A 22,192-nucleotide genomic window follows, 5' to 3' on the forward strand; every position below is an offset into this window, starting at 1 on the left:
CCTCCGGCCCCTTCTCTGTTCCCGGGGGCGGCGCTCTACGCGCCTTGCCCGGGCTACCTGGCCGTGCGTCCTGTCGCCCGGGTAAAGCGTCAGCCGCGCCCCGGGAATTCATCAATAATGCGTCCGTAGATATTCTGATCATCATACGAACCATTGAGATACTCAGCCTGCCTGAGGCACCCTTCGAGGCTAAAACCGTTACGCAGGGCCACCTGATTGCTTTTGTGGTTCGCCACCCGACACTTAATCACAAAGCGGCGGACCGTACCGCTGCGGGCAAAATAGTCCATCAGCGCCTGCAGGGCCTGCGAAAGCAGCCCCTGCCCCTGATGGCTTTCATCAATCCAGTAGCCAATGTAAGCGGTCTTGTTGATTGGCTCTATCTGATTGAACGACAGTACGCCGACAATCTCCTCCTGCAGAAAGAGCAAAAACATCTTGGCATAGCCGCGCTGGTGGAGCATCACGTTGCCCTGCACGTGGCGGCGGGTCTCCTCTTCGTGAGTCACCTCAGCGGGCCAGCTCAGCGACTGCTGAAGCCAGCGCTGGTTTTTCATCACCAGCTGATGCAGTTCCGGCACGTGACGCTCGTCAACCGCGCGCAGGGAGAGAGAATCCGTAACGGGGATATGTTCGATAGCAGATCTGTTTTCGGCGGACATGGCGCACTCTGATTAACGATGTGATTAAAAAAATACGCGCCCGCGCGGTTACCCGACGGGCGCAGTAACGGACACTTACCTCATTACCCGATCGTCCACATAGTTGCGTTTATCCGGCGGCGGCGGGAAGTACTGATAAAGCCAGGTCTCGCTGATAGCCTCCCCCTGGCAGCGCAGGAACATGCGCATCTCAACCGGGTCAGTCGAATCCGAAGTCGGATACCAGTCAAACTGAATGCGGTAGCCATCAAAGGGTTCAACGTAGAGGATTTCTATCTGTTTCGCTTCACCGCTCGACAGAGTAATGACCGGCTCGATGCCTTTAGGCGCAGCGGCCTTCAGGTCACCGCCGACAAAATCGATGGCAAACCGACGGGTCCATTTATCCGGATAGTGTTCGCCCGGCGCCCAGCCTTCCGGGAAACCGCCCATCCCCGTCCGCGTTGCCATCACCCGCGCCAGCGGCGAGCGTACCGGCGGCTGCGCGCTCCAGTAGAGACGATAGCGGAAGTCCAGTTCATCCCCGGCTTTCACCGGCTTCTCCGGCTGCCAGAAGCAGACGATGTTATCCAGCGTTTCGCCAGTGGTCGGGATCTCCATCAGGTTGACGGCCCCCTTGCCCCACTGGTTACGCGGTTCGACCCACAGACTCGGGCGCTTGTTGTACCAGCCCATAATATCCTGATAGTGGGAGAAGTCGCGATCCAGCTGCAGCAGGCCAAAACCGCGCGGATTCTTATCCTGGAAAGCGTTGAACTGCAGCTTTTGCGGGTTATTCAGCGGGCGACAAACCCACTCGCCGTTGCCCAGCCACATCGACAGACGGTCAGAGTCGTGAATTTGCGGATGGATGGTGTCACACATTCGCCGTTCGTTATTACCGCAGCTGAACATACTGGTCATCGGCGCGATGCCCAGCTGCTTGATGTCTTTGCGCGCATAGATATGGTTTTCCACATCCATGATCACCTGCGTCTCCTGACAGTTAACGATGAACTTATAGGCGCCGGTGACGCTTGGGCTGTCGAGCAGCGCATAGACGGTAAATACCGTGGCTCCCGGTTTAACGGTCTCAAACCAGAAAGAGGTGAAGTCAGGAAACTCTTCTGGCGTATCGGTAAAGGTATCGATCGCCAGGCCGCGGGCGGAAAGACCGTACTGGTAAGTGCTGTCCACCGCGCGGAAGTAGCTGGCGCCAAGGAACGCGACGATGTCGCGACGCGCCAGTTCAGGGGCCTTAAATACGCGAAAACCGGCAAAACCCAGGTCGCTCTGGCCCACCAGCTGTTTGGTGTCGACGCCGGCATCATTGTATTTAAACAGTTCAGGCCGGAAGTGTATTTCACGAGCCTGTTGAGTTTGTGAATCCAGCGAGAACATTCTCACGCGGCGGCGGAACCCCATTCCCACGTGAAAAAACTGGATATCCAGCTTGCGCTCTTCAATGTTGCTCCACAGGGAGTGCGCGGCGTCATACTGAATGCTGTTGTAGGCCTGCGGCGTCAGGGTTGCCAGGGTTGGCGGCAGATCGCGAGGTGCGCCGCCCCATGGCTGACGGGCAAGATCGTGGGCCATCGACTGGAGGACACTATAATCAAAACGGCGCGTTTGCCCATCGGCAATTCCCGAATCTTCGGCGAATGCGGCTTTAGAAAATAGAGAGGCGACTCCTGACGTTCCGCATACGGCGGCAACAGCCATGGAAGATTTGAGAAAACGTCTGCGGTTCATGCCTGAGAGAGCATCCTTCTTCATATGTGAATTGAGACGCGACGTAACAAACCCATGCGTCGTGAATGTCGCTCACTCTAGACAAAAACGATTGATAATCCAATTGTTGAGGGCAGAAATCAGGTGAAAAAAATATGTCCACCGGACCAGACCGAATTGCCGATAGCCAGGGGCGGCGATGATTTCGCCAACCGGCGGCGTTTGCTGCTTAATTCAGCGACAGTGAAGAGAAAGGGGAAGCGGCCAGCCGAGCGCCGGCCGCAGAGAAGCTTATTTTTGATTCAGAAGATTAAAGCTGGTCATCAGGTTGCGATAATCCGGGATATGGTTGGAGAACAGCGTGCCCAGTCCTTCGATATCATTACGCCAGTCGCGATGCAGTTCGCAGGCAACGCCAAACCACGACATCAGCTGCACGCCAGCCTGCGACATCCGATCCCAGGCCGCATCGCGGGTAATCGGGTTAAAGGTGCCGGAAGCGTCGGTCACCACAAATACATCAAACCCCTCTTCAATAGCCGATAGCGCCGGAAAAGCCACGCACACTTCCGTCACCACCCCGGCAATGATCAGCTGCTTCTTGCCCGTCGCTTTCACTGCCTTAACGAAATCTTCGTTATCCCAGGCGTTAATATTACCCGGGCGCGCAATATAGGGGGCATCCGGGAATTGCTCTTTCAGCTCAGGCACCAGCGGACCATTAGGGCCGTTTTCGAAGCTGGTGGTCAGGATGGTCGGCAGACCGAAATACTTCGCCAGGTCGCCAAGGGCAAGGACGTTGTTCTTGAATTTATCAGGATCAATATCGCGCACCAGTGAAAGCAATCCGGTCTGGTGATCGACCAGCAGCACGGCGGCATCATTTTTATCCAGACGAACATACGGTTTGGCCATGATTTCTTCCTCATTTTAACGTCAGATTTTCCGTCAGAACGCCGGTTCTGCGGAGATGGTGTTAATAAGGCTGATCATAGTGTAATCACTGGCTGAGGATTAGCCGCCGAAAGTGGGACGCATTGTCCCATTTGCAGAACGCCACCCGGCTAGCGGAGATTTTGTGAATAATGTTAATCCAGCGTCACATGATGCTTCATGACCCGACGAAACAGCGCCAGACGCGCGCGCATAAAGCGGTTCTCCACCTTAAAGCCGGCCCGTTTGTGCAGCCCGATTCGCAGCAGGCGATCCCGTCCGCGCACGCTGGCGGGCCAGCGTACCGGCCCTGAGAGTTCATGACAGTCATTGCCGGCGAAGCGAGCGAAGTTCGCCCAATAGTCGGCGACCCGGGCGGCAAAGTCTCTGTCGCGATCGTTGGCATAATTTCGTACCGGCTCGGCAAGGTCGAGATTGTCAAAAACGTATGCCACTTCATTACCGTGCCACGCGCCGTGCGGATAGGTCTGGTGTTCCGCCTCGGCCACGTAGTCAAACCAGTAGCGCCAGCACGGTTGCCCTACTCGCTGCTGAGCCTGCATCACCACATAGCCCAGAGTGGTAAAGGCCATATCCCGGCAAACTTCGCGCCCCAGCGCTTCATCTCCCTTCACGCCGGGATAGAGCAATTTAATTAGACCCAGACCGAAACGGCGTTCACGGCGAAGCTTCTGGATCTGCCCGGCGATATCGACGCCAAACACCGCCATGACGCTCGCCTCATCGCTGTTCGAACCGATCATCACCGGCAGGGGATGCTGACGTCCGCTAAAAAAAGTCTCCAGCATCGGCTGCGGCAGCACGGCATCGCCAACCACAGGCGCCGGGCCGATGGTCAACGGCGCGGTCAACGACCAGAACGCTTGCGCCGGAATCGCCCGCAGCTGTTCGGCGCTGGCCTGCGGCAAAGAAAAGTGTTCCGCAATAAGCTGCCCCTTCGCCAGCGCCTTCTCTCGCGGCAGATCGGGCAAGGTATAGCCGCTCTGGATTATCGCTTTATGGAACAAGCCTCTGGACTTTGGCGAAACCATCAGCGACAGCACGCTGCGCGCGCCGGCGGATTCGCCGAACAGCGTCACGTTAGCCGCATCGCCGCCAAAGGCGTGAATGTTCTCCTGCACCCACTGCAGGGCGGCGATCTGATCGAGTAGCGCGAAGTTATAGATACGCTCGCCGTCTTCCCCTTCCAGCGCCGGATGAGCAAAAAAGCCCAGATGCCCGAGCCGGTAATTGACCGTCACCACTACCACGCCGCGGGAAGCTAAGGCTTTGCCGTCATAGGGCGGCAAACTTCCCGCGCCGATGGTATAGCCCCCGCCGTGCAGCCAGACCATAACCGGCAGCGGCTGCGATCGGGCGGCGGGCGACCAGACATTAAGGTAGAGGCAATCTTCGGAAAAGCTGCCGGGATCGCCGCCGCCGAGCTCGCGGCAGTATTCAATATCCTGCCAGCTGGAGGCCGAGAAGGTCTCTGCCCGGCGCACGCCCTGCCAGCGGGCAGCAGGCTGCGGCGCGCGCCAGCGAAGATCGCCGACGGGCGGCGCGGCATAGGGAATACCGCGCCAGATATGAATGTTCTCTTCAGAGGTGCCGGATAGTATCCCCTGCCGGGTTTTCACCAGCGGGGTGGACGGATTCTGCATGACCTGCTTCCTTTAACGACTCATGCCAGCAGAGTACTGATTTTACAGCAGACCGCAACGTCGTTTGCTGCGCTCTTCCGCCTGCTGATAGAGGGTGAACTCGTCATAAACCGCGCAGCCCAGCGCCTCCTCAAAGGCCTCCCGGCTGGCGTTGCCGTGGCTGCGGGTCTGCACCTCGTTGCCCAGATTCGACTGAAATATCCCGGCGGCGCTTACCGGTAAAAAGTCTTCATAAATAATCGGTTGCGCAATCACCCAGCCGCGTTCGATCAGCGGCTGCGGATCGTCTCCGGGGCGAAACGCCTGACGATGGGCTTCTCCGGCAGGGGTCAGGCGGTAGCGGAAGTATGCCAGTCCCTGCTGACGCAGCAGGAATTCGCTGTCCGGAAACGCGCTAAACACCTCCTGCAGATGACGCTGATGGTTGAGGTTATCCTTACCCACCCCCGCCTCGCCCAGAAGACGATCGTAGAGCGCGCGGCCTTTCGGCGTCAGGGCAATCCCGCGCTGCTCGATTTCACCAAAGCGAGCGGTATGCGTGCCTTTATGCTCTCCGGCAAACATCACCGGCTCCTCGAGAGCCTTAAAGCTGGTCTGGCGCAGTAAAATAGGCACTTCGCGGCGCGGCGGCCCTTCTATCAACGCCTTTGGGGCGATGCCGCATTCAGGCATCAGCGCCTGTACCCGATCGATATCCAGGGTGCGCGGAGTCAGATGATTGATGTGGCAGCCGGGGAAACAGACGACATCGGCAATCAGCCGGTGCTCATCGTGCAGCGCATGATAGGTTTCTTCATCGACGAGGGTCTGTCGATGCCAGCGAAAGGTTTCCAGCGCCTGTTCGACGAACTCCCGGGCCTCTGCGGCGGTGAATTCTCCTTTCTGTTCATAAAGCGCAATCAGTTCACGACAGCGTGGGGTGAAGATATCGCGCCCGGAAAGGATTTGTGCCGCCCGCTTACGCAACGCGTCATTAGCGATAAGCTCAAGGCGCAGAAGCGAGGTAAAAATACGAAACGGGTTGCGCGCCAGCGCGGCGTCATCAACGGGACGAAACGCGGTGGAGTGAACCGGCACGCCAGCCTGCGACAGATCGTAATAACTAACGGGATACATTCCCATAATGGCAAACATGCGACGCAAGGTCGCCAATTCCTCCGCCGTACCAACGCGGATCGCGCCGTGGCGTTCAACGTTCAGCCGCGCCAGTTCATCGGCGTTAGCCAGTTGTTCATGCAGCTTCGGGTTATTCTCCAGAATAGCCAGGTTAACGTCGGCCACCAGCTCCAGTAGCGTCCCGTACTGCGGAACTTCCTGCTGGTACATCGCCGACATCGCCTGCGAAAAGCACTCCCGAATCTCATCAGCCGTGATGGTGTTCGCCATGATGTCTTACCTCCAGTGAATTCTCCCTGGAGTGTAGAAAAGCTGTCTGAAGACGGTGGGAAGAATTTACAAACTGTGATGCCGGTAGCTGCCCGTTTAATTTCACCTGAACACTTCATAACCAATAGTTATGTTAAACACCCTTTAATTTCACTTTAAATTAACAAAACATTTACACACACTGCTTGTGGCGACATAACAACGATATGCCTCTCTACCGATAAAACGGAGTACCCTGATGAACGACAAATGGTCACCGCGCGAGGTTCTGCATCGCGACTATAGCAGCCATCCTCCGGCTTACGCGCCGGGCTATAAAACCAGCGTTCTGCGCTCGCCGCGCAATGCGCTCATCTCCCTACAGAATTCACTTTCGGAAATCACCGGGCCGGTTTTCAGTAGCGACGATCTCGGCGCGCTCGATAACGACCTGATCCTGAATTACGCCAAAGACGGCCTGCCGATTGGCGAGCGGATTATTGTGCACGGCTACGTACGCGATGGATTCGGTCGGCCGATGAAAAATACGCTGGTCGAAGTCTGGCAGGCCAACGCTGGCGGACGCTACCGACATAAAAAGGATCAATATCTGGCGCCGATCGACCCGAACTTTGGCGGCTGTGGACGCGTGCTGACCGACGAGAACGGCTATTATTGTTTTCGCACCATCAAACCCGGTCCCTACCCGTGGCGCAACCAGGTAAGCGACTGGCGCCCGGCGCATATTCACTTCTCTCTCTCCGGAGACGCCTGGGCACAGCGTTTAATTACGCAGATGTATTTTGAAGGCGACCCGCTGATCAAACAGTGTCCTATCGTCAAAACCATCAATAACGACGATGCCATCAGGACGCTGATCGCCGAGCTGGATACCCATGCCGCCGTACCGCTGGACTCGCTGGCTTACCGTTTTGATCTCGTGCTGCGCGGCCACCGCGCCACGCTGTTTGAAAACCGCACGCAGGGGGCCGCCCGATGAGAGATTTTTTACCCGAAACCGCTTCACAAACCGCCGGTCCTTATGTGCATATCGGCCTGGCGCCGGACGCCGCGGGATTTCATATCTTTGAGAATAACTTTGGCCCAACGCTGACGACCCCTGCGACCGAGGGTGAGCGCATTACCATTGAAGGCAGAGTCATCGATGGCTCCGGAACGCCGGTGCGCGATGTGCTACTGGAAATCTGGCAGGCCAACGCCGCCGGGCGCTACAATCACCCGGACGATCGGCAGCAAAACAAAAAGCTGGATGCGGAGTTTCGCGGCTGGGGGCGCAGCTGCTCGGACTTTACCAGCGGTATCTGGCGCTTCGAAACCATTAAACCCGGCGCCGTGGTGGGCCGTGATGGCCGCGTAATGGCCCCTCACGTCAATTTATGGGTGGTGGCGCGCGGAATAAACATTGGCCTTAATACGCGGATGTACTTCTCCGACGAGCAGGACGCTAATCAGGCCGATCCGGTACTCAATCTGATTGAGTGGGAAGTTCGCCGTCAGACCCTCATCGGGCAGCGCGAAGTGCGCGGCACGGAAATCGTTTATCGCTTCGATATTCACTTACAGGGCGACAACGAAACCGTGTTCTTCGATATCTAAATTTGCCCGTTCCTTCTCCGCCTCTGCCAGCCAGAGGCGGCGCTTTTCCACAATCTCAACAAAATCAACTTGTAAAATAATAATATAAAATGTTAATAATATTTTGCTATGAAGTTAACAAATTTAAACACCCTTACTTGTCACCGGTCAGCCTCAGTTCTTAACATTGATTATGCAAAAAAATGGTCTTTTCAGTCAGCGCATTCGCTTGCGCCATCTACATACCTTCGTGGCCGTCGCTCAACAGGGAACTCTTGGGCGCGCGGCTGAAACCTTAAACCTTAGCCAACCGGCTTTGTCCAAAACCCTGAATGAACTGGAGCAGCTTACCGGTACGCGGCTGTTTGAGCGCGGACGCCTTGGCGCTCAGCTCACGCTGGTCGGGGAACAGTTTCTTACCCATGCGGTGAAAGTGCTGGACGCGCTCAATACCGCCGGGCAAGCGCTGAATCGTAAAGAAGGCCTCAGCAACGACATCGTGCGTATCGGAGCGCTGCCAACCGCTGCGCTGGGGATTCTGCCCTCGGTGATTGGCCAGTTTCACCAGCAGCAAAAGGATATCACCCTGCAGGTCGCGACCATGAATAACACCATGCTGCTGGCGGGCCTGAAATCGGGAGAAATCGATATCGGCATCGGAAGAATGTCCGATCCGGAGTTGATGAGCGGTCTGAACTATGAGCTGCTGTTTCTTGAATCGCTGAAGCTGGTGGTTCGTCCGGGGCACCCGCTGCTGCAGGAAACCGTTACCCTAAGCCGGGTGATGGAGTGGCCGGTGGTGGTATCGCCAAAAGGCACACTGCCGCGACAGAATGCGGAAGCCCTGCTGCAAAGCCAGGGCTGTAAAATTCCCACTGGCTGCATCGAAACGCTGTCGGCCTCGCTCTCGCGCCAGCTCACCGTCGATTACGACTACGTGTGGTTCGTCCCCTCCGGCGCGGTGAAGGACGATCTGCGCCGTGGACTGCTCGCCGCGCTGCCCATACCCACTCAGGGCGCTGGCGAACCTATCGGTATTCTGACCCGCGTGGATGCCACCCTCACCGCCGGTAGCCAAACGTTGCTGAGCGCCATTCGCAAATCTATGCCGGTCTGACCGGCGTCTTCCGCTTTTCTCCCGGCGCCGCCCCTCCAGCCGCCGGGGAAACGCAGCCTCTTTTTCCAGCGATTCACTAACGTCATTCATCACAATAATCAATTAGTGCGAAATCATTCATTAACAATTGCGCAAATTTATTTAACAGATCTATCATAGCCACGATTTCACCAAATGGTTCACTCGAAATCAATAACAGCAAAAAACCCGCTTTTATGAAGGCCACGGTCACTTCATTCAAAAGAGTTAACTTGAAAATTTGATTCATCTGGTTCACGCCTGTTCAGGGGTGGTTAAGGAGACAAAAATGGCAACTGGCAACGTGCCGCGAGGGTTCCCACGGATCCTGCAGTGGCTTCTCGCCGGACTGATGCTGATCATCGGTCTGGCTATCGGTATTCTTGGTGCAAAGCTCGCCTCGGTCGGCGGGACGTTCTATTTTGCGATTATGGGCCTGGTGATGGTGATCGCCTCAGCGCTCATTTTCCGCAACCGTCGCGGCGGCATACTGCTGTATGGGCTGGCGTTTATCGTCTCGATCGTCTGGGCGATTAGCGACGCGGGATGGACTTACTGGCCGCTGTTCTCGCGCCTGTTCGCGCTCGGCGTGCTGGCCTTCCTGTGCGCGCTGGTGTGGCCGTTCCTTTCCCGCCAGCCTGCGAATAAAGGGCCCGCGTTTGGCCTGGCAGCGGTGTTGGCAGTGGTCCTGTTGGCAAGTTTCGGCTGGATGTTCAAATCTCAGCCTCTGGTCAGCGCCAGCGAGGCGGTGCCGGTTAAACCGGTCGCCGCCGGCGAGCAGCAGAAGAACTGGGCGCACTGGGGCAACACCACCCACGGCGATCGCTTCGCCGCCCTCGACCAGATTAACAAACAGAACGTGAACCAGCTGCAGGTCGCCTGGATCGCCCATACCGGCGATATCCCACAGAGCAATGGCTCCGGCGCGGAAGACCAGAATACGCCGCTGCAGATTGGCGATACGCTTTACGTCTGTACGCCCTACAGCAAAGTACTGGCGCTGGATGTCGATAGCGGTAAAGAGAAGTGGCGCTATGATTCAAAAGCCACCGCGCCGAACTGGCAGCGCTGCCGTGGTTTAGGCTATTACGAAGACAGCCAGGCCCAGGTGTCCTCTGCCGCCGATACGCAGCCGGCCGCCGATACGCAGCCGGCCGCCTGCTCCCGCCGTCTGTTCCTGCCAACTACCGACGCCCGTCTGATCGCCATTGATGCCGATAACGGTAAACTGTGCGACGCATTCGGCGACCACGGTATCGTTGACCTTAGCGTGGGGATGGGGGAAATCAAAGCAGGTTACTACCAGCAAACCTCTACGCCGCTGGTGGCGGGTAACGTGGTCGTGGTTGGCGGTCGCGTGGCGGATAACTTCTCCACCGGCGAGCCTCCGGGCGTGGTTCGCGCCTATGATGTTCACACCGGCAAGCTGGCGTGGGCATGGGATCCGGGCAACCCGAACCTGACCGGTGAACCGCCTGCAGGGCAAACCTACACCCGCGGTACGCCGAACGTCTGGTCGGCCATGTCCTATGACGCGAAGCTGAATCTGATTTACCTGCCTACCGGTAACGCTACCCCAGACTTCTTTGGCGGCGAACGTACCGCGCTGGACGATAAATACAGCTCTTCCATCGTGGCCGTTGATGCGACGACCGGACAGGTACGCTGGCATTATCAGACCACCCACCACGATCTCTGGGACTTCGACCTGCCTTCGCAACCGCTGCTGTACGATCTTCCTGACGGTAAAGGCGGCACCACCCCGGTACTGGTGCAAACCAGTAAACAGGGCATGATCTTTATGCTCAATCGCGCCACCGGTGAACCAGTCGCCAAAGTTGAGGAACGCCCTGTCCCTGCGGGCAACGTCAAAGGCGAGCGCTACTCCCCGACCCAGCCCTATTCCGTTGGCATGCCGATGATCGGCAACGAGACGCTGACAGAGTCGGATATGTGGGGCGCGACGCCTGTCGACCTGTTGCTGTGCCGCATTCAGTTTAAAGAGATGCGCCATCAGGGTGTCTTCACCCCTCCGGGCGAAGATCGTTCGCTGCAGTATCCTGGCTCGCTGGGCGGGATGAACTGGGGCAGCGTGTCGGTTGACCCGAATAATAGCCTGATGTTCGTCAACGATATGCGCCTTGGCCTCGCCAACTATATGGTTCCGCGCGCCAACGTGGCGAAAGACGCCAGCGGTATCGAAATGGGGATAGTGCCGATGGAAGGCACCCCGTTCGGCGCCATGCGCGAGCGCTTCCTGTCGCCGCTGGGCATTCCTTGCCAGAAACCGCCGTTCGGCACAATGTCAGCGGTCGATCTGAAAACCGGCAAGCTGGTGTGGCAGGTTCCGGTGGGCACCGTAGAGGACACCGGTCCGCTGGGGATCCGCATGCATATGCCGATCCCTATCGGCATGCCGACGCTGGGCGCTTCGCTTGCCACCCAGTCCGGCCTGCTGTTCTTCGCGGGTACCCAGGACTTCTACCTGCGCGCGTTTGATACCGCCAACGGGAAAGAGATCTGGAAGTCGCGTCTGCCGGTCGGCAGCCAGTCCGGCCCGATGACCTATGTCTCGCCGAAAACCGGTAAGCAGTACATCATCATCAATGCGGGCGGCGCTCGCCAGTCCCCGGACCGCGGCGATTATATTATTGCCTACGCGCTCCCGGAGCAGAAGTAATCCTCAGGGCCCCAGCCGGGGCCCTTTTTACTGGCGAAGTACCTTTCCTGGATATTGCCCGGTGGCGTAAACGCCTTACTGTGCCTACCAGCGGTGGTTATCCACGGTGTTGCAGGTCGGGTCAGGCGCCAGCCGCTACCCGACATCACGACATCACGACATCACGACATCACGACATCACGACATCACGACATCACGACAGCGAAATTGTCTTCTCATCTCCCTGAACGCGCCATTTTCATTCAGTCATGTTATTATTGCGAATGGTTATCAATAATAAAAACTGAACAAGGATAATGGATGAAGAGTTCAACCTGCCGCCTGCTCGCAGGCACCGTTTTGGCGTTAGCCGCTGCCTCCGCACAGGCGCTGAAGGCCCCGGAAGTGGACCTGCGCGATCCGACGATCTGGGAAGAGAAAACGGCCAACCCGCTCACCACTGACCAGCCGCCCTGCGAGGTTTTTAGCGGCCCGCACTGCGCGGTCTGGGAAGATGAAAAATCAGATATTCAGCGAGAACGGGAGCGTCGGGAACAGCGGCGGTGGCATAGCGGTTATGAAAATTTGCGGCGAGAATAGCGTATATTCAGAAATAACCCGGGCAAGCCCGGGTTATGTTTGGACTGAAAAATCAGTTATCACCGAAATGGATGACGGTACGAATTGATTTCCCTTCATGCATCAGGTCAAAAGCTTCGTTGATCCGATCCAGCGGCATACGGTGGGTAATAAACGGGTCGAGGCGAATTTTGCCCGCCATCGCGTCTTCCACCATGCCCGGCAGCTGAGTGCGTCCCTTGACGCCGCCGAAGGCGGAGCCGCGCCAGACGCGCCCGGTAACCAGCTGGAATGGCCGCGTTTTGATCTCCTGGCCTGCGCCAGCAACGCCAATAATCACGCTTTCGCCCCAGCCTTTATGGCAGCATTCGAGCGCCGCGCGCATCACGTTCACGTTACCGATACACTCGAAGCTAAAGTCGACGCCGCCGTCGGTCAGCTCAACAATCACATCCTGAATCGGCTTATCGTAGTCATTTGGGTTGATAAAGTCGGTGGCGCCCATTTCTTTGGCGAGGGTGAATTTTTCCGGGTTAGTATCCACCGCCAGAATGCGCCCGGCTTTCGCCTGTACCGCACCCTGAATCACCGCCAGACCAATGCCGCCAAGCCCGAAAACGGCGACGGTATCGCCCTCTTTCACTTTCGCCGTGTTGTGCACCGCGCCGATGCCGGTCGTGACGCCGCAGCCCAGCAGGCAGACTTTGTCCAGCGGCGCCTGCGGGTTTACTTTGGCCAGCGAAATTTCGGCCACTACGGTGTATTCGCTAAAGGTGCTGGTCCCCATGTAGTGGTAGATTGGTTCACCGTTATAAGAGAAACGGGTAGTGCCGTCCGGCATCAGGCCTTTACCCTGGGTAGCACGAACCGCCTGACAGAGGTTGGTTTTGCCTGATTTACAGAATTTACATTCGCCGCATTCGGCGGTGTAGAGCGGAATAACGTGGTCGCCCGGCTGCAGGCTGGTTACGCCTTCGCCAACCTCGACGACAATACCGCCGCCTTCATGACCCAGCACCGCCGGGAAGACGCCTTCCGGATCGTCGCCGGAGAGGGTGAAAGCATCGGTATGGCATACGCCGGTATGGGTGATCTTCACCAGCACTTCGCCCTTTTTCGGCGGCGCGACGTCAATCTCAACGATTGAAAGCGGCTGGCCTGGGCCAAACGCGACGGCTGCACGTGATTTCATATCTCTCTTCCTCGTGGTGATTTTATTTTAAATAGGATCGTAGCAGATGCCCGACTTCCGCCATTCTGGCGGCGCGCTGGTCTGGCGTCGTTTCGCCGCTAACCAGTTCGTCCTGCAGATGAATCTCAACCATCTCCCCCATCAGGCCGTTAGCGGCGCCGCGAATAGAGGCAATCTGTTGCAGAATGGTCATACAGGGTTCGCCAGATTCCAGCGCCCGCTCGAGCGCTTCAACCTGGCCGCGGATGCGCCTTACCCGGCTGAGGGCACGCTTTTTATCTTCAGGTGAATGTGGCATGGTGTCGCCCTCCATATCATATAGGGGGGTATACTATATTTATTATTGCCATGAGGCAAATGGCTTCGCCGCTTTAACCGTAGCATAGCGGCGAGAATTTGCGCTCAGTCGAGGCTAAGGATCATCGATTCACAGCGTAAGTCGGCGTTCGCCATGTTCGAATGCCAGCGCTTTTCGCCGGTTGAAGTGAATCCCAGGCGCAGATAAAAACCGGCCGCGTTTGGCGTTGCATCGAGGGTAATGTGCCTGAACTTGCGTTGTTTCGCCTCCCCGATAATCGCCGCCATAATCATGCTGGCGCAGCCTTTACCCTCCCAGGTCGGCAAAGTAAATATGGCTTCAACGCTACCCGCTTTGATATCCAGATAGCCGCTGGCGACTGGCTTGCCCTGCCCATCATCAACAACAAAAAATGGATTATCGCGCACCGCATGGCGATAACCTTCAGGCATGTTGTCGGGAGTCCAGGCCTGGAGGACTTCCGCAGCATAGCTTTCACGGCAGCCGTGGCGAATCGCCTGATTACGAACTTCCCAAAGGGCCGGAGCCTCTTCTGCGATGGCAAGTCTGACTTTCATACCCTTCCCCTTTTTTTATTGTTGATAACATTTTTATCACAATTAAAATAAAGAGCGACAAAAAACCCGCCGAAGCGGGTTTAGCGGGGTTTAACGCTTACGCGGCATCATCCGCAGCAGCGTGTTATCTTTCCAGAAATAATGGTGCATCAGCGCCGCCAGCGCGTGCAGGCCGATAATAAAGTAGCCGGTATTGGCCAGCAGCTCATGCCACGCTTTCAGATTATCCACCAGTTCAAAGTCGCTTTCCGCTGCGTGCGGCATGGTCAGACCAAAAGCGAACCACGGGTTGCCGCGATAGTACATCATGACTATGCCGATGATCGGCAGCGCGATAAACAGCAGATAGATCACCAGATGCCCGAGATGCGCGAAGCCGGTCATCATCGGCGATGGTTTGGGGACTATCGGCGGCGCCGGTGATTTCAGGCGCACGAGCAGGCGCGCCACCATCAGAACAAAGATAGAAATACCGCACGAGACGTGAATCATATTAATGGCAGGCCGCGCGCTGCGCGGGAAAAAGCCCCGCAGCTCCATCGCCGCGTACGCGCCAATCACTAATAAAAAAACCAGCCAGTGGATGCCTATCTGCAGGCCAGAGTATTTATCGCGCATGGAAAACCCTTAAAAAGATGGTGATGGAGTCAACATAACCACCTTTTATTAAAAATTCATTAACTTTTACGTACTTATAAAAAAACAATTGCCCTACTCCGGCATTTGATGCAAAAGCAGAGATCGCGCCTGCGCGAGGAACTTATTCTGTCGCCTTGACGCTGTATATAATTACAGTACAATACTGGCTGTCATCAAAATAACCGGGATAACGCATGTTTGTAGAACTGATTTATGACAAAAGAAATTTCGAGGGATTGGCCGGCGCTAAAGAGATCATTCTTAATGAGCTGACGAAGCGAGTTCACCGCATTTTTCCCGATGCCGACGTCCGCGTAAAACCGATGATGACTTTAGCTTCGATTAATACCGACGCCAGCAAGCACGAGAAGGAGCAGATCAGCCGCGCCGTGCAGGAAATGTTTGAAGAAGCCGATATGTGGATGCAGGAAGATTAACCGGGTTCCGGTAGATTTCGAATCGCGGTCTATGCCTTCTTAACCGCGAAGCCACTTGCGGGAATATTGACGAATAAGGCCTCAGGGAATCATGAACACATTTAGCATCATAGCTATCCCATTCTTTGCCGCAGCTATTGTTCTTCTGGCCTTAGCCGCGAGCCGAAAGAACCGAACCTGTTATATCGTTGGCGGCGTGTTAATGGCTTCATCCGTGGTTAACGCAGTGATTGGCATGGCGCTGTAGAGTCAGGTGGTAAAATGAGTTTTGTCTGGTATATGACGCTGATATGCATTTTTTTAGCCTGGCTAATGATGACTTTGCTCCCGGTGTAATCCCGGGTTTTCTGATACCCGGGCTTCGTTTATCTCTTTATCGGGGTTTATATCCCCTTTCGCACCAGCGTTGCCGCTTTTTTAAAAATCTCGTCCTCGACGCCATCTCCCTTCTGCCTGCCTAACCGCATCAGTTCCTCAACAATACTTTCCCGATTAATTGGCTTCTGGTCAGACACCAGGCCAATGACCGCTGCGCCAATCGCAAGCCCGATCAGCCCCGTTTGCTCGTCTTTGTTGTTCATCGTTCCGCTCCGTTATGCCCGCCAAAAGTTTAGCAGCCGCAACCGCGTCTGCAACCTGAGCATCCGCAACCATAGTGTACAAAGTCAAAGACCTGCAGAAGCATAACGCGCGGACGAACGGTCAGGAAATGGCCTTCGCTGACCGCTAAAAAGTGTGATGTTGATCAAAAACAAAAAAACGCCAGCCTCAGAGGCGTATTTGTAATACGTCCGTTGCCGGGAGTAAGCCTGGTGGTTAAGCGGAGTTTTATTTGCAGATTATTAAGAGGAGAAATAGCCATGATCACTTACGATCGTAACCGCAACCCTATTACTAACGGTAGTCAGGTAATGATTAACGGGACGGGTAAAACCGGTAAAATTGTTGCTATACATGCCAATGGTCTTACTCCTGCCCAGCTGCGTCGTAATAAGACAGTAGAAGTTGAAGGCGCTGAAGGCAAATTCGAGCCCGTTGAATTGATCCGTCTTGGACTCCACTAAGATTGCGCAAGCTGCGGCGATCACCCGCCTGAACCGCAGGGGATGCCGCAGACGCCCGGCAGACGACGCCGGGCGACACGCCTACCGGCGCTCTGCGCCATGGCTCGTTTTAGCCTGATACATCCGCCGGTCGGCCACTGCAACGATGTCATTGAGACTATGGTGCTCATGGGGATCGTATTCAACGCAGCCCCATGAGAACGCCAGCTGCCACGGATTACCCGCTTGCTGATTATACTCGGCAACATTCTGGCTAAGCTGCTCCATCGCCTTGTTCGCGGCCTGCTGGGCGGTATTGGCAAGCAGGATGATAAACTCATCGCCGCCCTGTCTGGCAATTAAATCCGACTCTCTGAAGGTAGACTTCATCACATCGGCGATTGCCGTCAGGGCTTTATCCCCTTGCTCATGGCCCCAGGTATCGTTAATCAGCTTAAAGCGATCGAGGTCGATAAACACCAGGCTCGCCGGTTCACTTCGCCGTCTGGCTGTTAACAGCGCATACTCCGCTAACGACAAAAATCCCCTCCGGTTAAATAACCCCGTCAGTTCGTCGGCGGTCGCCGCGTCCAGCACTTTGAATTCATCTTCTACAATGGCGGCCAGGTCACTCAATATCTGAATTTCATGTCCGGAAAAAGCGCGCGGCTTATGATCCATAAGGCAGAACGAACCTACCGTCGCGCCGTCAGGTAGCTGAACCGGATACCCGGCATAAAAGCGAATAAACGGCGCTTCCGTCACCAGCGGGTTATCGTGAAAGCGCATATCCTGCTGCAGGTCGTTGACGATCAAAGGATCGGTTTGCAGAATGGTGTGCGCGCAGAAGGTGATATCCCTCGGCAGCGTATCCACATCAAGTCCGGCGCAGGATTTTACATGCAGGGTGTTCTCCCCGACGAGGCTAATCGACGCCACCGGCAGATCGTAAAGCGTACGCGCCAGCCTGGTCAGGCGATCGAAGCGCTCTTCTTTTCCGCTATTCAGTAACCCGGATGCCCGCAGCGATTGCAGACGACGCAGTTCATCTGGATGAGGTCCGGCTAATTTCAATTTGTCTCTCTTATCTTTTATGGATGAGCGGCGCAGCGCGTAGAGTCAATGCACGCCTTGATTGTTAACACAGATTTTACATTTCTGATATCATGAGTTAAGCATATATCGCTGACTCGTCAAACCCGCCATCAGATGCCCTCCGGCGCCGCCCACTCCCGCAGCGTGTCTTTCAGCCACTGGCTTGCGCCGCGCTGACCGCTGCGCTTATGGGAATAGATTTTCACTTCAAATGGCGGCACCTCAAACGGCAGTTCAAAAATCTTCAACCCGGCGGTTGCGAGCATCTTTTCAGCAGCCGAGCGCGGCATCGCCATCAACAGTTCACTTTGCGCAATAATAAACGGTGCGCTCAGCATTGAGGGGGTTTTGATGGTGATATGTCGCGTGAAGCCCATTTTCGCCAGCTGCACATCGAGAACCCCCTGGCTTTCATTCCACGGAGTGACCACCAGATGCTGGGCCGCCAGATAATCCGCCAGCGTGAGTCTGTTCCGCCTTTCGTTACTCATCGCAACATAGTCATCCTGCAGCCAGCGAATCTCATCCAGTTCCGGATGTTCCGCTTCATTGAGCGCGCTGAAACCCAACGCCAGGTCCACCTCTCCGGCCAGCAGTTCCGTCAGCGCCGGACTATGCGGCAGATAACGCAGTTCGAAACGCAAACCCGGCGCCTGGTGGTGAAGTCTGGACATCAGGGTTGGAAAAACGCACTGCGCGGTGAAATCCGTGATCGCGATCTGTAGGCAGTCGGTACTGGCGGAAGCGACAAACTTTGGCTGCGGGGTGAGCTCCTGATTTAAAAACTTTAACGCAGATGATATCGACGGCGCGAGCTGGGTCGCATATACGCTGGGGCACATGCGGTGACCCTCACGATAAAAAAGCGGATCGTTAAGCGCCGCGCGCAGCCTGGATAGCGCGTGGCTTAACGCCGATGTGCTCATTGCTAACTCTTCCGCCGCCAGGCGGACCGAGCGATAGCGGTAGACCGCCTCGAATACCGGCAGCAGGTTTAAATCAAGACGGCGAAGGGCGGGATGCATAATATTCATCATTCAGTGATTTCATTGCACTTAATTCTTCTAACCTTAACGTTTATGCTTTGCGGTATCAAACTCACGACGGCACAACAGGTAATTCAATGAATATGACCATTCGTCAGGCCAGCCCGGCGGACGCAAAAGCAATTTATGACATGATTTATGAGCTCGCAGTGTATGAAAAAGCGCCGGAGCAGGTGGTTACCACGGTCGAGGAGATCCAGGCCACCCTTTTCGCCAGCGACAGCAAAACGGAAGCGCTGATCTGCGAGATAGAAAATAAGGTCGCTGGGTATGCGGTGTTCTTCACCAGCTATTCCACCTGGCTCGGACGCAATGGCATCTATATGGAAGACCTGTACGTCTCGCCCGAGTTTCGCGGCAACGGCGCGGGAAAAGCACTCTTGCGCACCATTGCTCAGCTAGCGGTTAAAAGAGAATGCGGCCGGTTAGAGTGGAGCGTGCTCGACTGGAACCAGCCAGCCATCGATTTTTATCTGAGCATTGGCGCGCTGCCGCAAAGTGAATGGGTGCGCTATCGTCTTGACGGCGCCGCGCTAGCCGCTTTTGCTGAATCAGGCGCTTTGGCCAGATAATCGCCCTCGGGCGGGTCTTTACGGGTCCGCCCTTTCCTTTTCTCTGCGCAGCCAATATGCCCGTGGCGTATAACGCTGAAACAAAAAATTATTAGCCGTTTCCGTCATACCCTCAACCTCCCGGATTTACACGCTTTTCCCGCTATATTTAGCGGCCACCTTTCTCGCGGCAAAAAATTCGCTGGTTGCCCTATCCTGACTGCTGGACTAAGCCTGGAGAAGTTTTCACATCACGATTCAACTGACCTGGAGATTCTTCATGAGCAAACTCGGGATTAATGGATTTGGGCGTATTGGACGGCTGGTGCTGCGCCGGTTACTGGAGGTTAATAGTTCCTTAGAGGTGGTCGCCATTAACGATCTCACCTCACCGAAAGTGCTGGCCTACCTGCTAAAGCACGACTCTAACTACGGACCTTTCCCCTGGAGCGTTGATTTTACTGAAGATGCGCTGATCGTTGATGGCAAAAAAATCACCGTTTATGCCGAAAAAGAGGCCCGGCATATTCCGTGGAAAGCAACGGGCGCTGAACTTATTGTGGAGTGTACCGGCTTTTACACTTCATCAGAGAAAGCGCAGGCGCATCTGACCGCCGGTGCCAAAAAAGTTCTGATCTCCGCGCCGGCGGGCGATATGAAGACCATCGTCTATCACGTTAACGACGATACGCTGGACGCCAACGATACAATAATTTCTGTAGCATCCTGCACCACCAACTGCCTGGCGCCGATGGCGAAAGTGCTGAATGACGCCTTTGGTATTAAAGTGGGAACCATGACCACGATTCACGCCTATACCGGCACCCAGTCGCTGGTTGATGGCCCGCGCGGCAAAGATTTACGCGCATCCCGCGCGGCGGCGGAAAATATCATTCCGCATACCACCGGGGCGGCGAAAGCTATCGGTCTGGTCATCCCTGAACTTAGCGGCAAGCTGAAAGGCCACGCTCAGCGCGTGCCGACCAAAACCGGTTCGGTGACCGAACTGGTGTCGGTGCTGGAGAAAAAAGTGACCGCCGAGGAGGTTAATCAGGCGATGAGGGAGGCGGCGGCGAACAATGAGTCATTTGGTTATACCGAAGAGGAGATCGTCTCCTCAGACGTTATCGGCAGCCATTTCGGTTCAATTTACGACGCCACCCAGCTGGAGATCGCAGAAGTTGGCGATCTCCAGCTCGTAAAAACCGTCGCCTGGTACGATAACGAATACGGTTTCGTGACCCAGCTGATTCGCGTGCTGGATAAATTCGCCAAATAACTCCCGGGGGCGGCGCAACGCGCCTTTCCCGGGCTACCGGACCGCAGACGGCTGGTAACCTCCAGCCCGGACAGATACGCAGCATCGCCTCCGGGAATGTCTGCCACGTTCTGCACGTTTCTCCCGGGGGCGGCGCAACGCGCCTTGCCCGGGCTACGAGACCGCAGACGGCTGGTAACCTGTAGCCCGGACAGATGCGCAGCATCGCCTCCGGGGAACGCGCCGCTCCTCTGCTAAATCAGGCCTGCAGATAGACCACCTGGGTTTGCAGATACTCATTCAGGCCGTGACGCCCGTCGGCGCCGCCAATCCCTGATTTACGCCATCCGGCATGGAAACCCTGCATCGCCTCAAAGTTCTCGCGGTTAATATAGGTTTCACCAAACTTCAGCCCCTTAATCGCCTTCATCGCGACGTTCAAATCGCGGGTATAGATTGATGACGTCAGCCCGTAATCGCTGTCGTTGGCCATCGCCAGCGCCTCTTCCAGGGTATCAAACGCCACGACCGGCAGTACCGGACCGAACGTCTCTTCATGAACGATATCCATCTCCTGGCGCACGTCCAGCAGCAGCGTCGGCGGATAGAAATAGCCTTTACCCTCCACCGCTTTCCCACCCAGAGCGATACGTGCGCCCTGAGCCACCGCTTTCGCTACCTTATGCTCAACCCGCTCCAGCGCTGCGGCATTGATCAACGGCCCCATGGCAATATCGTCGCGCGCTGCCGGATCGCCAAACTGCACCGCTTTCAGCGCTTCGCCCAAACGGTTAACGAAGCGATCGTATAGCCCTTTTTGCACATACACGCGCTCAACGCAGTTACACACCTGCCCGCTATTAATCACGCGAGAATCGACCACCGCTTTTACCGCCAGCTCAAGATCCGCATCATCCATCACGATAGCCGGCGCTTTCCCGCCCAGCTCCAGGCATACTTTGGTGATGTTTTTCGCTGCCGCGGCCATGATCTTCTCCCCTGCGGTGACGCTGCCGGTCATGCTGACCATCGCGACCTTTGGATTGCCGGCTAGCTCCTGACCCACGGTTTCGCCGCGGCCCAGCACCAGATTAAAGACCCCTTTCGGCAGGCCGATATCATGAACGATTTGCGCAAAAGCGATGGCGTTATTCGGCGTAAACTCACTCGGTTTAATTACGATGGTATTGCCGGTAATCAGCGCTGGCGCCAGCTTGCGGGCAATCAGGAAGAACGGGAAATTCCACGGCAGGATGCCTGTGGTCACGCCCAGCGCGCGTTTGAATACCAGAATGTTTTCTCCCGGGCGGTCGCTTTGCACAATTTCGCCCTCATAACGACGCGCCCATTCGGCCATATAATCCAGGTAATCCGCGGTAAAGGAGACCTCTACCGCCGCCAGCTGCTGGATCTTCCCGCCTTCGGCGACAATCAGCGCGGCGATCTCGTCGGCCCGTTCGCGGATACCGGCAGCGATTTTACGCAGCCACCCCGCTCGCTCGATCGCAGGTAAGGCTTCCCAGCCCGGCTGAGCGCGCTCAGCAGCGAGAATCGCGCGCTGCGCATCTTCCGCGCTGCCGTCAGGAATACGCGATATGAGCGCTTCCGTGGCCGGATTGATCACCTCAATCCATGCATCACCGCGGCCGGCTTCAAACTGACCGTCAATATACATAGGGTGTTGAACGGGTGCTGTCATGGTCTGCTCCTCAGGATTATTGTTTTTAACAGGTGAAATAGATGTTAAAAATT

The 22,192-nt window shown here is 56.0% G+C and carries 23 protein-coding genes; 9 read left to right on the top strand and 14 right to left on the bottom strand.

Annotation, left to right across the window (positions count from 1 at the left end; translation table 11 throughout):
- Positions 1-89: 89 nt before the first annotated feature.
- From rimL to hglS, 5 genes are all read right to left on the bottom strand, one after another.
- Positions 90-662: a 50S ribosomal protein L7/L12-serine acetyltransferase gene (gene rimL / locus K2184_RS15675; protein WP_004101779.1), complete on the bottom strand. Its 573-nt coding sequence runs from the start codon at positions 660-662 to the stop codon at positions 90-92.
- 75 nt (positions 663-737) lie between these two features.
- On the bottom strand, positions 738-2,393 hold the full coding sequence (locus K2184_RS15680) for a glucan biosynthesis protein D (protein WP_004101777.1): 1,656 nt from the start codon (positions 2,391-2,393) through the stop codon (positions 738-740).
- A gap of 270 nt (positions 2,394-2,663) precedes the next feature.
- Complete coding sequence (ycaC, locus tag K2184_RS15685) at positions 2,664-3,287, bottom strand: isochorismate family cysteine hydrolase YcaC (RefSeq protein ID WP_004101775.1); 624 nt, start codon at positions 3,285-3,287, stop codon at positions 2,664-2,666.
- A 173-nt stretch (positions 3,288-3,460) separates the two neighbouring features.
- The gene (locus tag K2184_RS15690) at positions 3,461-4,969 is read right to left on the bottom strand and encodes a carboxylesterase/lipase family protein (protein ID WP_047719877.1); all 1,509 of its coding nucleotides are present in this window, start codon (positions 4,967-4,969) and stop codon (positions 3,461-3,463) included.
- A 42-nt stretch (positions 4,970-5,011) separates the two neighbouring features.
- Positions 5,012-6,355: a 2-oxoadipate dioxygenase/decarboxylase HglS gene (hglS, locus tag K2184_RS15695; RefSeq protein WP_017145966.1), complete on the bottom strand. Its 1,344-nt coding sequence runs from the start codon at positions 6,353-6,355 to the stop codon at positions 5,012-5,014.
- A 238-nt stretch (positions 6,356-6,593) separates the two neighbouring features.
- Between hglS and pcaH the strand changes: the two genes are divergently transcribed.
- The 3 genes from pcaH (at position 6,594) to K2184_RS15710 (ending at position 9,047) form a co-directional block, all read left to right on the top strand.
- The gene (pcaH, locus tag K2184_RS15700) at positions 6,594-7,334 is read left to right on the top strand and encodes a protocatechuate 3,4-dioxygenase subunit beta (RefSeq protein WP_004850552.1); all 741 of its coding nucleotides are present in this window, start codon (positions 6,594-6,596) and stop codon (positions 7,332-7,334) included.
- Positions 7,331-7,951, top strand: a complete 621-nt coding sequence (pcaG, locus tag K2184_RS15705; RefSeq protein ID WP_004101759.1) for a protocatechuate 3,4-dioxygenase subunit alpha — start codon at positions 7,331-7,333, stop codon at positions 7,949-7,951. The genes pcaH and pcaG overlap by 4 nt, the downstream gene beginning before the upstream one ends.
- Positions 7,952-8,123: 172 nt before the next feature.
- Positions 8,124-9,047: a LysR substrate-binding domain-containing protein gene (locus K2184_RS15710; RefSeq protein WP_004101757.1), complete on the top strand. Its 924-nt coding sequence runs from the start codon at positions 8,124-8,126 to the stop codon at positions 9,045-9,047.
- Positions 9,048-9,129: 82 nt separating this feature from the next.
- Here K2184_RS15710 and K2184_RS15715 read toward each other — a convergent pair whose 3' ends face one another.
- On the bottom strand, positions 9,130-9,315 hold the full coding sequence (locus K2184_RS15715) for a hypothetical protein (protein WP_004112716.1): 186 nt from the start codon (positions 9,313-9,315) through the stop codon (positions 9,130-9,132).
- Between the two features lie 39 nt (positions 9,316-9,354).
- On the opposite strand from K2184_RS15715, the gene K2184_RS15720 reads away from it, so the two are divergent.
- Together K2184_RS15720 and K2184_RS15725 are read left to right on the top strand one after the other, a co-directional pair.
- The gene (locus K2184_RS15720; protein WP_163525576.1) at positions 9,355-11,745 is read left to right on the top strand and encodes a membrane-bound PQQ-dependent dehydrogenase, glucose/quinate/shikimate family; all 2,391 of its coding nucleotides are present in this window, start codon (positions 9,355-9,357) and stop codon (positions 11,743-11,745) included.
- 300 nt (positions 11,746-12,045) lie between these two features.
- Positions 12,046-12,324, top strand: coding sequence for a hypothetical protein (locus K2184_RS15725; RefSeq protein ID WP_004101752.1), 279 nt, complete (start codon positions 12,046-12,048; stop codon positions 12,322-12,324).
- 52 nt (positions 12,325-12,376) lie between these two features.
- Here K2184_RS15725 and K2184_RS15730 read toward each other — a convergent pair whose 3' ends face one another.
- The 4 genes from K2184_RS15730 to cybB form a co-directional block, all read right to left on the bottom strand.
- Positions 12,377-13,495, bottom strand: a complete 1,119-nt coding sequence (locus tag K2184_RS15730) for an S-(hydroxymethyl)glutathione dehydrogenase/class III alcohol dehydrogenase (protein WP_004101749.1) — start codon at positions 13,493-13,495, stop codon at positions 12,377-12,379.
- Positions 13,496-13,517: 22 nt separating this feature from the next.
- Complete coding sequence (locus tag K2184_RS15735) at positions 13,518-13,793, bottom strand: metal/formaldehyde-sensitive transcriptional repressor (RefSeq protein ID WP_004101746.1); 276 nt, start codon at positions 13,791-13,793, stop codon at positions 13,518-13,520.
- A 104-nt stretch (positions 13,794-13,897) separates the two neighbouring features.
- Positions 13,898-14,371, bottom strand: coding sequence for a GNAT family N-acetyltransferase (locus tag K2184_RS15740; protein WP_004101741.1), 474 nt, complete (start codon positions 14,369-14,371; stop codon positions 13,898-13,900).
- Positions 14,372-14,461: 90 nt separating this feature from the next.
- Complete coding sequence (cybB, locus tag K2184_RS15745; protein WP_163525574.1) at positions 14,462-14,989, bottom strand: cytochrome b561; 528 nt, start codon at positions 14,987-14,989, stop codon at positions 14,462-14,464.
- 215 nt (positions 14,990-15,204) lie between these two features.
- Between cybB and K2184_RS15750 the strand changes: the two genes are divergently transcribed.
- Complete coding sequence (locus K2184_RS15750; RefSeq protein ID WP_004101739.1) at positions 15,205-15,447, top strand: DinI family protein; 243 nt, start codon at positions 15,205-15,207, stop codon at positions 15,445-15,447.
- 383 nt (positions 15,448-15,830) lie between these two features.
- Here K2184_RS15750 and K2184_RS15755 read toward each other — a convergent pair whose 3' ends face one another.
- Positions 15,831-16,028 carry a hypothetical protein gene (locus tag K2184_RS15755; RefSeq protein WP_004101732.1) on the bottom strand — a complete coding sequence of 66 codons (198 nt, stop codon included), beginning with the start codon at positions 16,026-16,028 and terminating at the stop codon, positions 15,831-15,833.
- A 279-nt stretch (positions 16,029-16,307) separates the two neighbouring features.
- On the opposite strand from K2184_RS15755, the gene ydfZ reads away from it, so the two are divergent.
- Positions 16,308-16,511, top strand: a complete 204-nt coding sequence (gene ydfZ / locus K2184_RS15760) for a putative selenium delivery protein YdfZ (RefSeq protein ID WP_004101729.1) — start codon at positions 16,308-16,310, stop codon at positions 16,509-16,511.
- An 81-nt stretch (positions 16,512-16,592) separates the two neighbouring features.
- Here ydfZ and K2184_RS15765 read toward each other — a convergent pair whose 3' ends face one another.
- Both K2184_RS15765 and K2184_RS15770 read right to left on the bottom strand, forming a co-directional pair.
- Positions 16,593-17,564, bottom strand: a complete 972-nt coding sequence (locus tag K2184_RS15765) for a GGDEF domain-containing protein (protein ID WP_004101728.1) — start codon at positions 17,562-17,564, stop codon at positions 16,593-16,595.
- A 131-nt stretch (positions 17,565-17,695) separates the two neighbouring features.
- Positions 17,696-18,622 carry a LysR family transcriptional regulator gene (locus tag K2184_RS15770; RefSeq protein WP_032705087.1) on the bottom strand — a complete coding sequence of 309 codons (927 nt, stop codon included), beginning with the start codon at positions 18,620-18,622 and terminating at the stop codon, positions 17,696-17,698.
- An 86-nt stretch (positions 18,623-18,708) separates the two neighbouring features.
- Here K2184_RS15770 and K2184_RS15775 point away from each other — a divergent pair, with 86 nt between their 5' ends.
- Together K2184_RS15775 and gap are read left to right on the top strand one after the other, a co-directional pair.
- The gene (locus tag K2184_RS15775; RefSeq protein WP_004101724.1) at positions 18,709-19,203 is read left to right on the top strand and encodes a GNAT family N-acetyltransferase; all 495 of its coding nucleotides are present in this window, start codon (positions 18,709-18,711) and stop codon (positions 19,201-19,203) included.
- 259 nt (positions 19,204-19,462) lie between these two features.
- On the top strand, positions 19,463-20,461 hold the full coding sequence (gap, locus tag K2184_RS15780) for a type I glyceraldehyde-3-phosphate dehydrogenase (protein ID WP_163525572.1): 999 nt from the start codon (positions 19,463-19,465) through the stop codon (positions 20,459-20,461).
- A gap of 238 nt (positions 20,462-20,699) precedes the next feature.
- On the opposite strand, the gene aldA is transcribed toward gap, so the two are convergent.
- A complete protein-coding gene (gene aldA, locus K2184_RS15785) occupies positions 20,700-22,139 on the bottom strand; it encodes an aldehyde dehydrogenase (protein WP_032728167.1) in 1,440 nt (479 codons plus the stop codon).
- Between the last annotated feature and the right edge of the window lie 53 nt (positions 22,140-22,192).

Source organism: Klebsiella sp. K5-306 (assembly GCF_051835185.1).
Lineage (GTDB): Bacteria > Pseudomonadota > Gammaproteobacteria > Enterobacterales > Enterobacteriaceae > Klebsiella > Klebsiella oxytoca.

What these genes read in the sequence shown, in the direction of transcription:
- rimL (WP_004101779.1), bottom strand. Translation starts at nt 662, where the DNA reads ATGTCCGCCGAAAACAGATCTGCTATCGAACATATCCCCGTTACGGAT.
- K2184_RS15680 (WP_004101777.1), bottom strand. Translation starts at nt 2,393, where the DNA reads ATGAACCGCAGACGTTTTCTCAAATCTTCCATGGCTGTTGCCGCCGTA.
- ycaC (WP_004101775.1), bottom strand. Translation starts at nt 3,287, where the DNA reads ATGGCCAAACCGTATGTTCGTCTGGATAAAAATGATGCCGCCGTGCTG.
- K2184_RS15690 (WP_047719877.1), bottom strand. Translation starts at nt 4,969, where the DNA reads ATGCAGAATCCGTCCACCCCGCTGGTGAAAACCCGGCAGGGGATACTA.
- hglS (WP_017145966.1), bottom strand. Translation starts at nt 6,355, where the DNA reads ATGGCGAACACCATCACGGCTGATGAGATTCGGGAGTGCTTTTCGCAG.
- pcaH (WP_004850552.1), top strand. Translation starts at nt 6,594, where the DNA reads ATGAACGACAAATGGTCACCGCGCGAGGTTCTGCATCGCGACTATAGC.
- pcaG (WP_004101759.1), top strand. Translation starts at nt 7,331, where the DNA reads ATGAGAGATTTTTTACCCGAAACCGCTTCACAAACCGCCGGTCCTTAT.
- K2184_RS15710 (WP_004101757.1), top strand. Translation starts at nt 8,124, where the DNA reads ATGCAAAAAAATGGTCTTTTCAGTCAGCGCATTCGCTTGCGCCATCTA.
- K2184_RS15715 (WP_004112716.1), bottom strand. Translation starts at nt 9,315, where the DNA reads ATGAATCAAATTTTCAAGTTAACTCTTTTGAATGAAGTGACCGTGGCC.
- K2184_RS15720 (WP_163525576.1), top strand. Translation starts at nt 9,355, where the DNA reads ATGGCAACTGGCAACGTGCCGCGAGGGTTCCCACGGATCCTGCAGTGG.
- K2184_RS15725 (WP_004101752.1), top strand. Translation starts at nt 12,046, where the DNA reads ATGAAGAGTTCAACCTGCCGCCTGCTCGCAGGCACCGTTTTGGCGTTA.
- K2184_RS15730 (WP_004101749.1), bottom strand. Translation starts at nt 13,495, where the DNA reads ATGAAATCACGTGCAGCCGTCGCGTTTGGCCCAGGCCAGCCGCTTTCA.
- K2184_RS15735 (WP_004101746.1), bottom strand. Translation starts at nt 13,793, where the DNA reads ATGCCACATTCACCTGAAGATAAAAAGCGTGCCCTCAGCCGGGTAAGG.
- K2184_RS15740 (WP_004101741.1), bottom strand. Translation starts at nt 14,371, where the DNA reads ATGAAAGTCAGACTTGCCATCGCAGAAGAGGCTCCGGCCCTTTGGGAA.
- cybB (WP_163525574.1), bottom strand. Translation starts at nt 14,989, where the DNA reads ATGCGCGATAAATACTCTGGCCTGCAGATAGGCATCCACTGGCTGGTT.
- K2184_RS15750 (WP_004101739.1), top strand. Translation starts at nt 15,205, where the DNA reads ATGTTTGTAGAACTGATTTATGACAAAAGAAATTTCGAGGGATTGGCC.
- K2184_RS15755 (WP_004101732.1), bottom strand. Translation starts at nt 16,028, where the DNA reads ATGAACAACAAAGACGAGCAAACGGGGCTGATCGGGCTTGCGATTGGC.
- ydfZ (WP_004101729.1), top strand. Translation starts at nt 16,308, where the DNA reads ATGATCACTTACGATCGTAACCGCAACCCTATTACTAACGGTAGTCAG.
- K2184_RS15770 (WP_032705087.1), bottom strand. Translation starts at nt 18,622, where the DNA reads ATGATGAATATTATGCATCCCGCCCTTCGCCGTCTTGATTTAAACCTG.
- K2184_RS15775 (WP_004101724.1), top strand. Translation starts at nt 18,709, where the DNA reads ATGAATATGACCATTCGTCAGGCCAGCCCGGCGGACGCAAAAGCAATT.
- gap (WP_163525572.1), top strand. Translation starts at nt 19,463, where the DNA reads ATGAGCAAACTCGGGATTAATGGATTTGGGCGTATTGGACGGCTGGTG.
- aldA (WP_032728167.1), bottom strand. Translation starts at nt 22,139, where the DNA reads ATGACAGCACCCGTTCAACACCCTATGTATATTGACGGTCAGTTTGAA.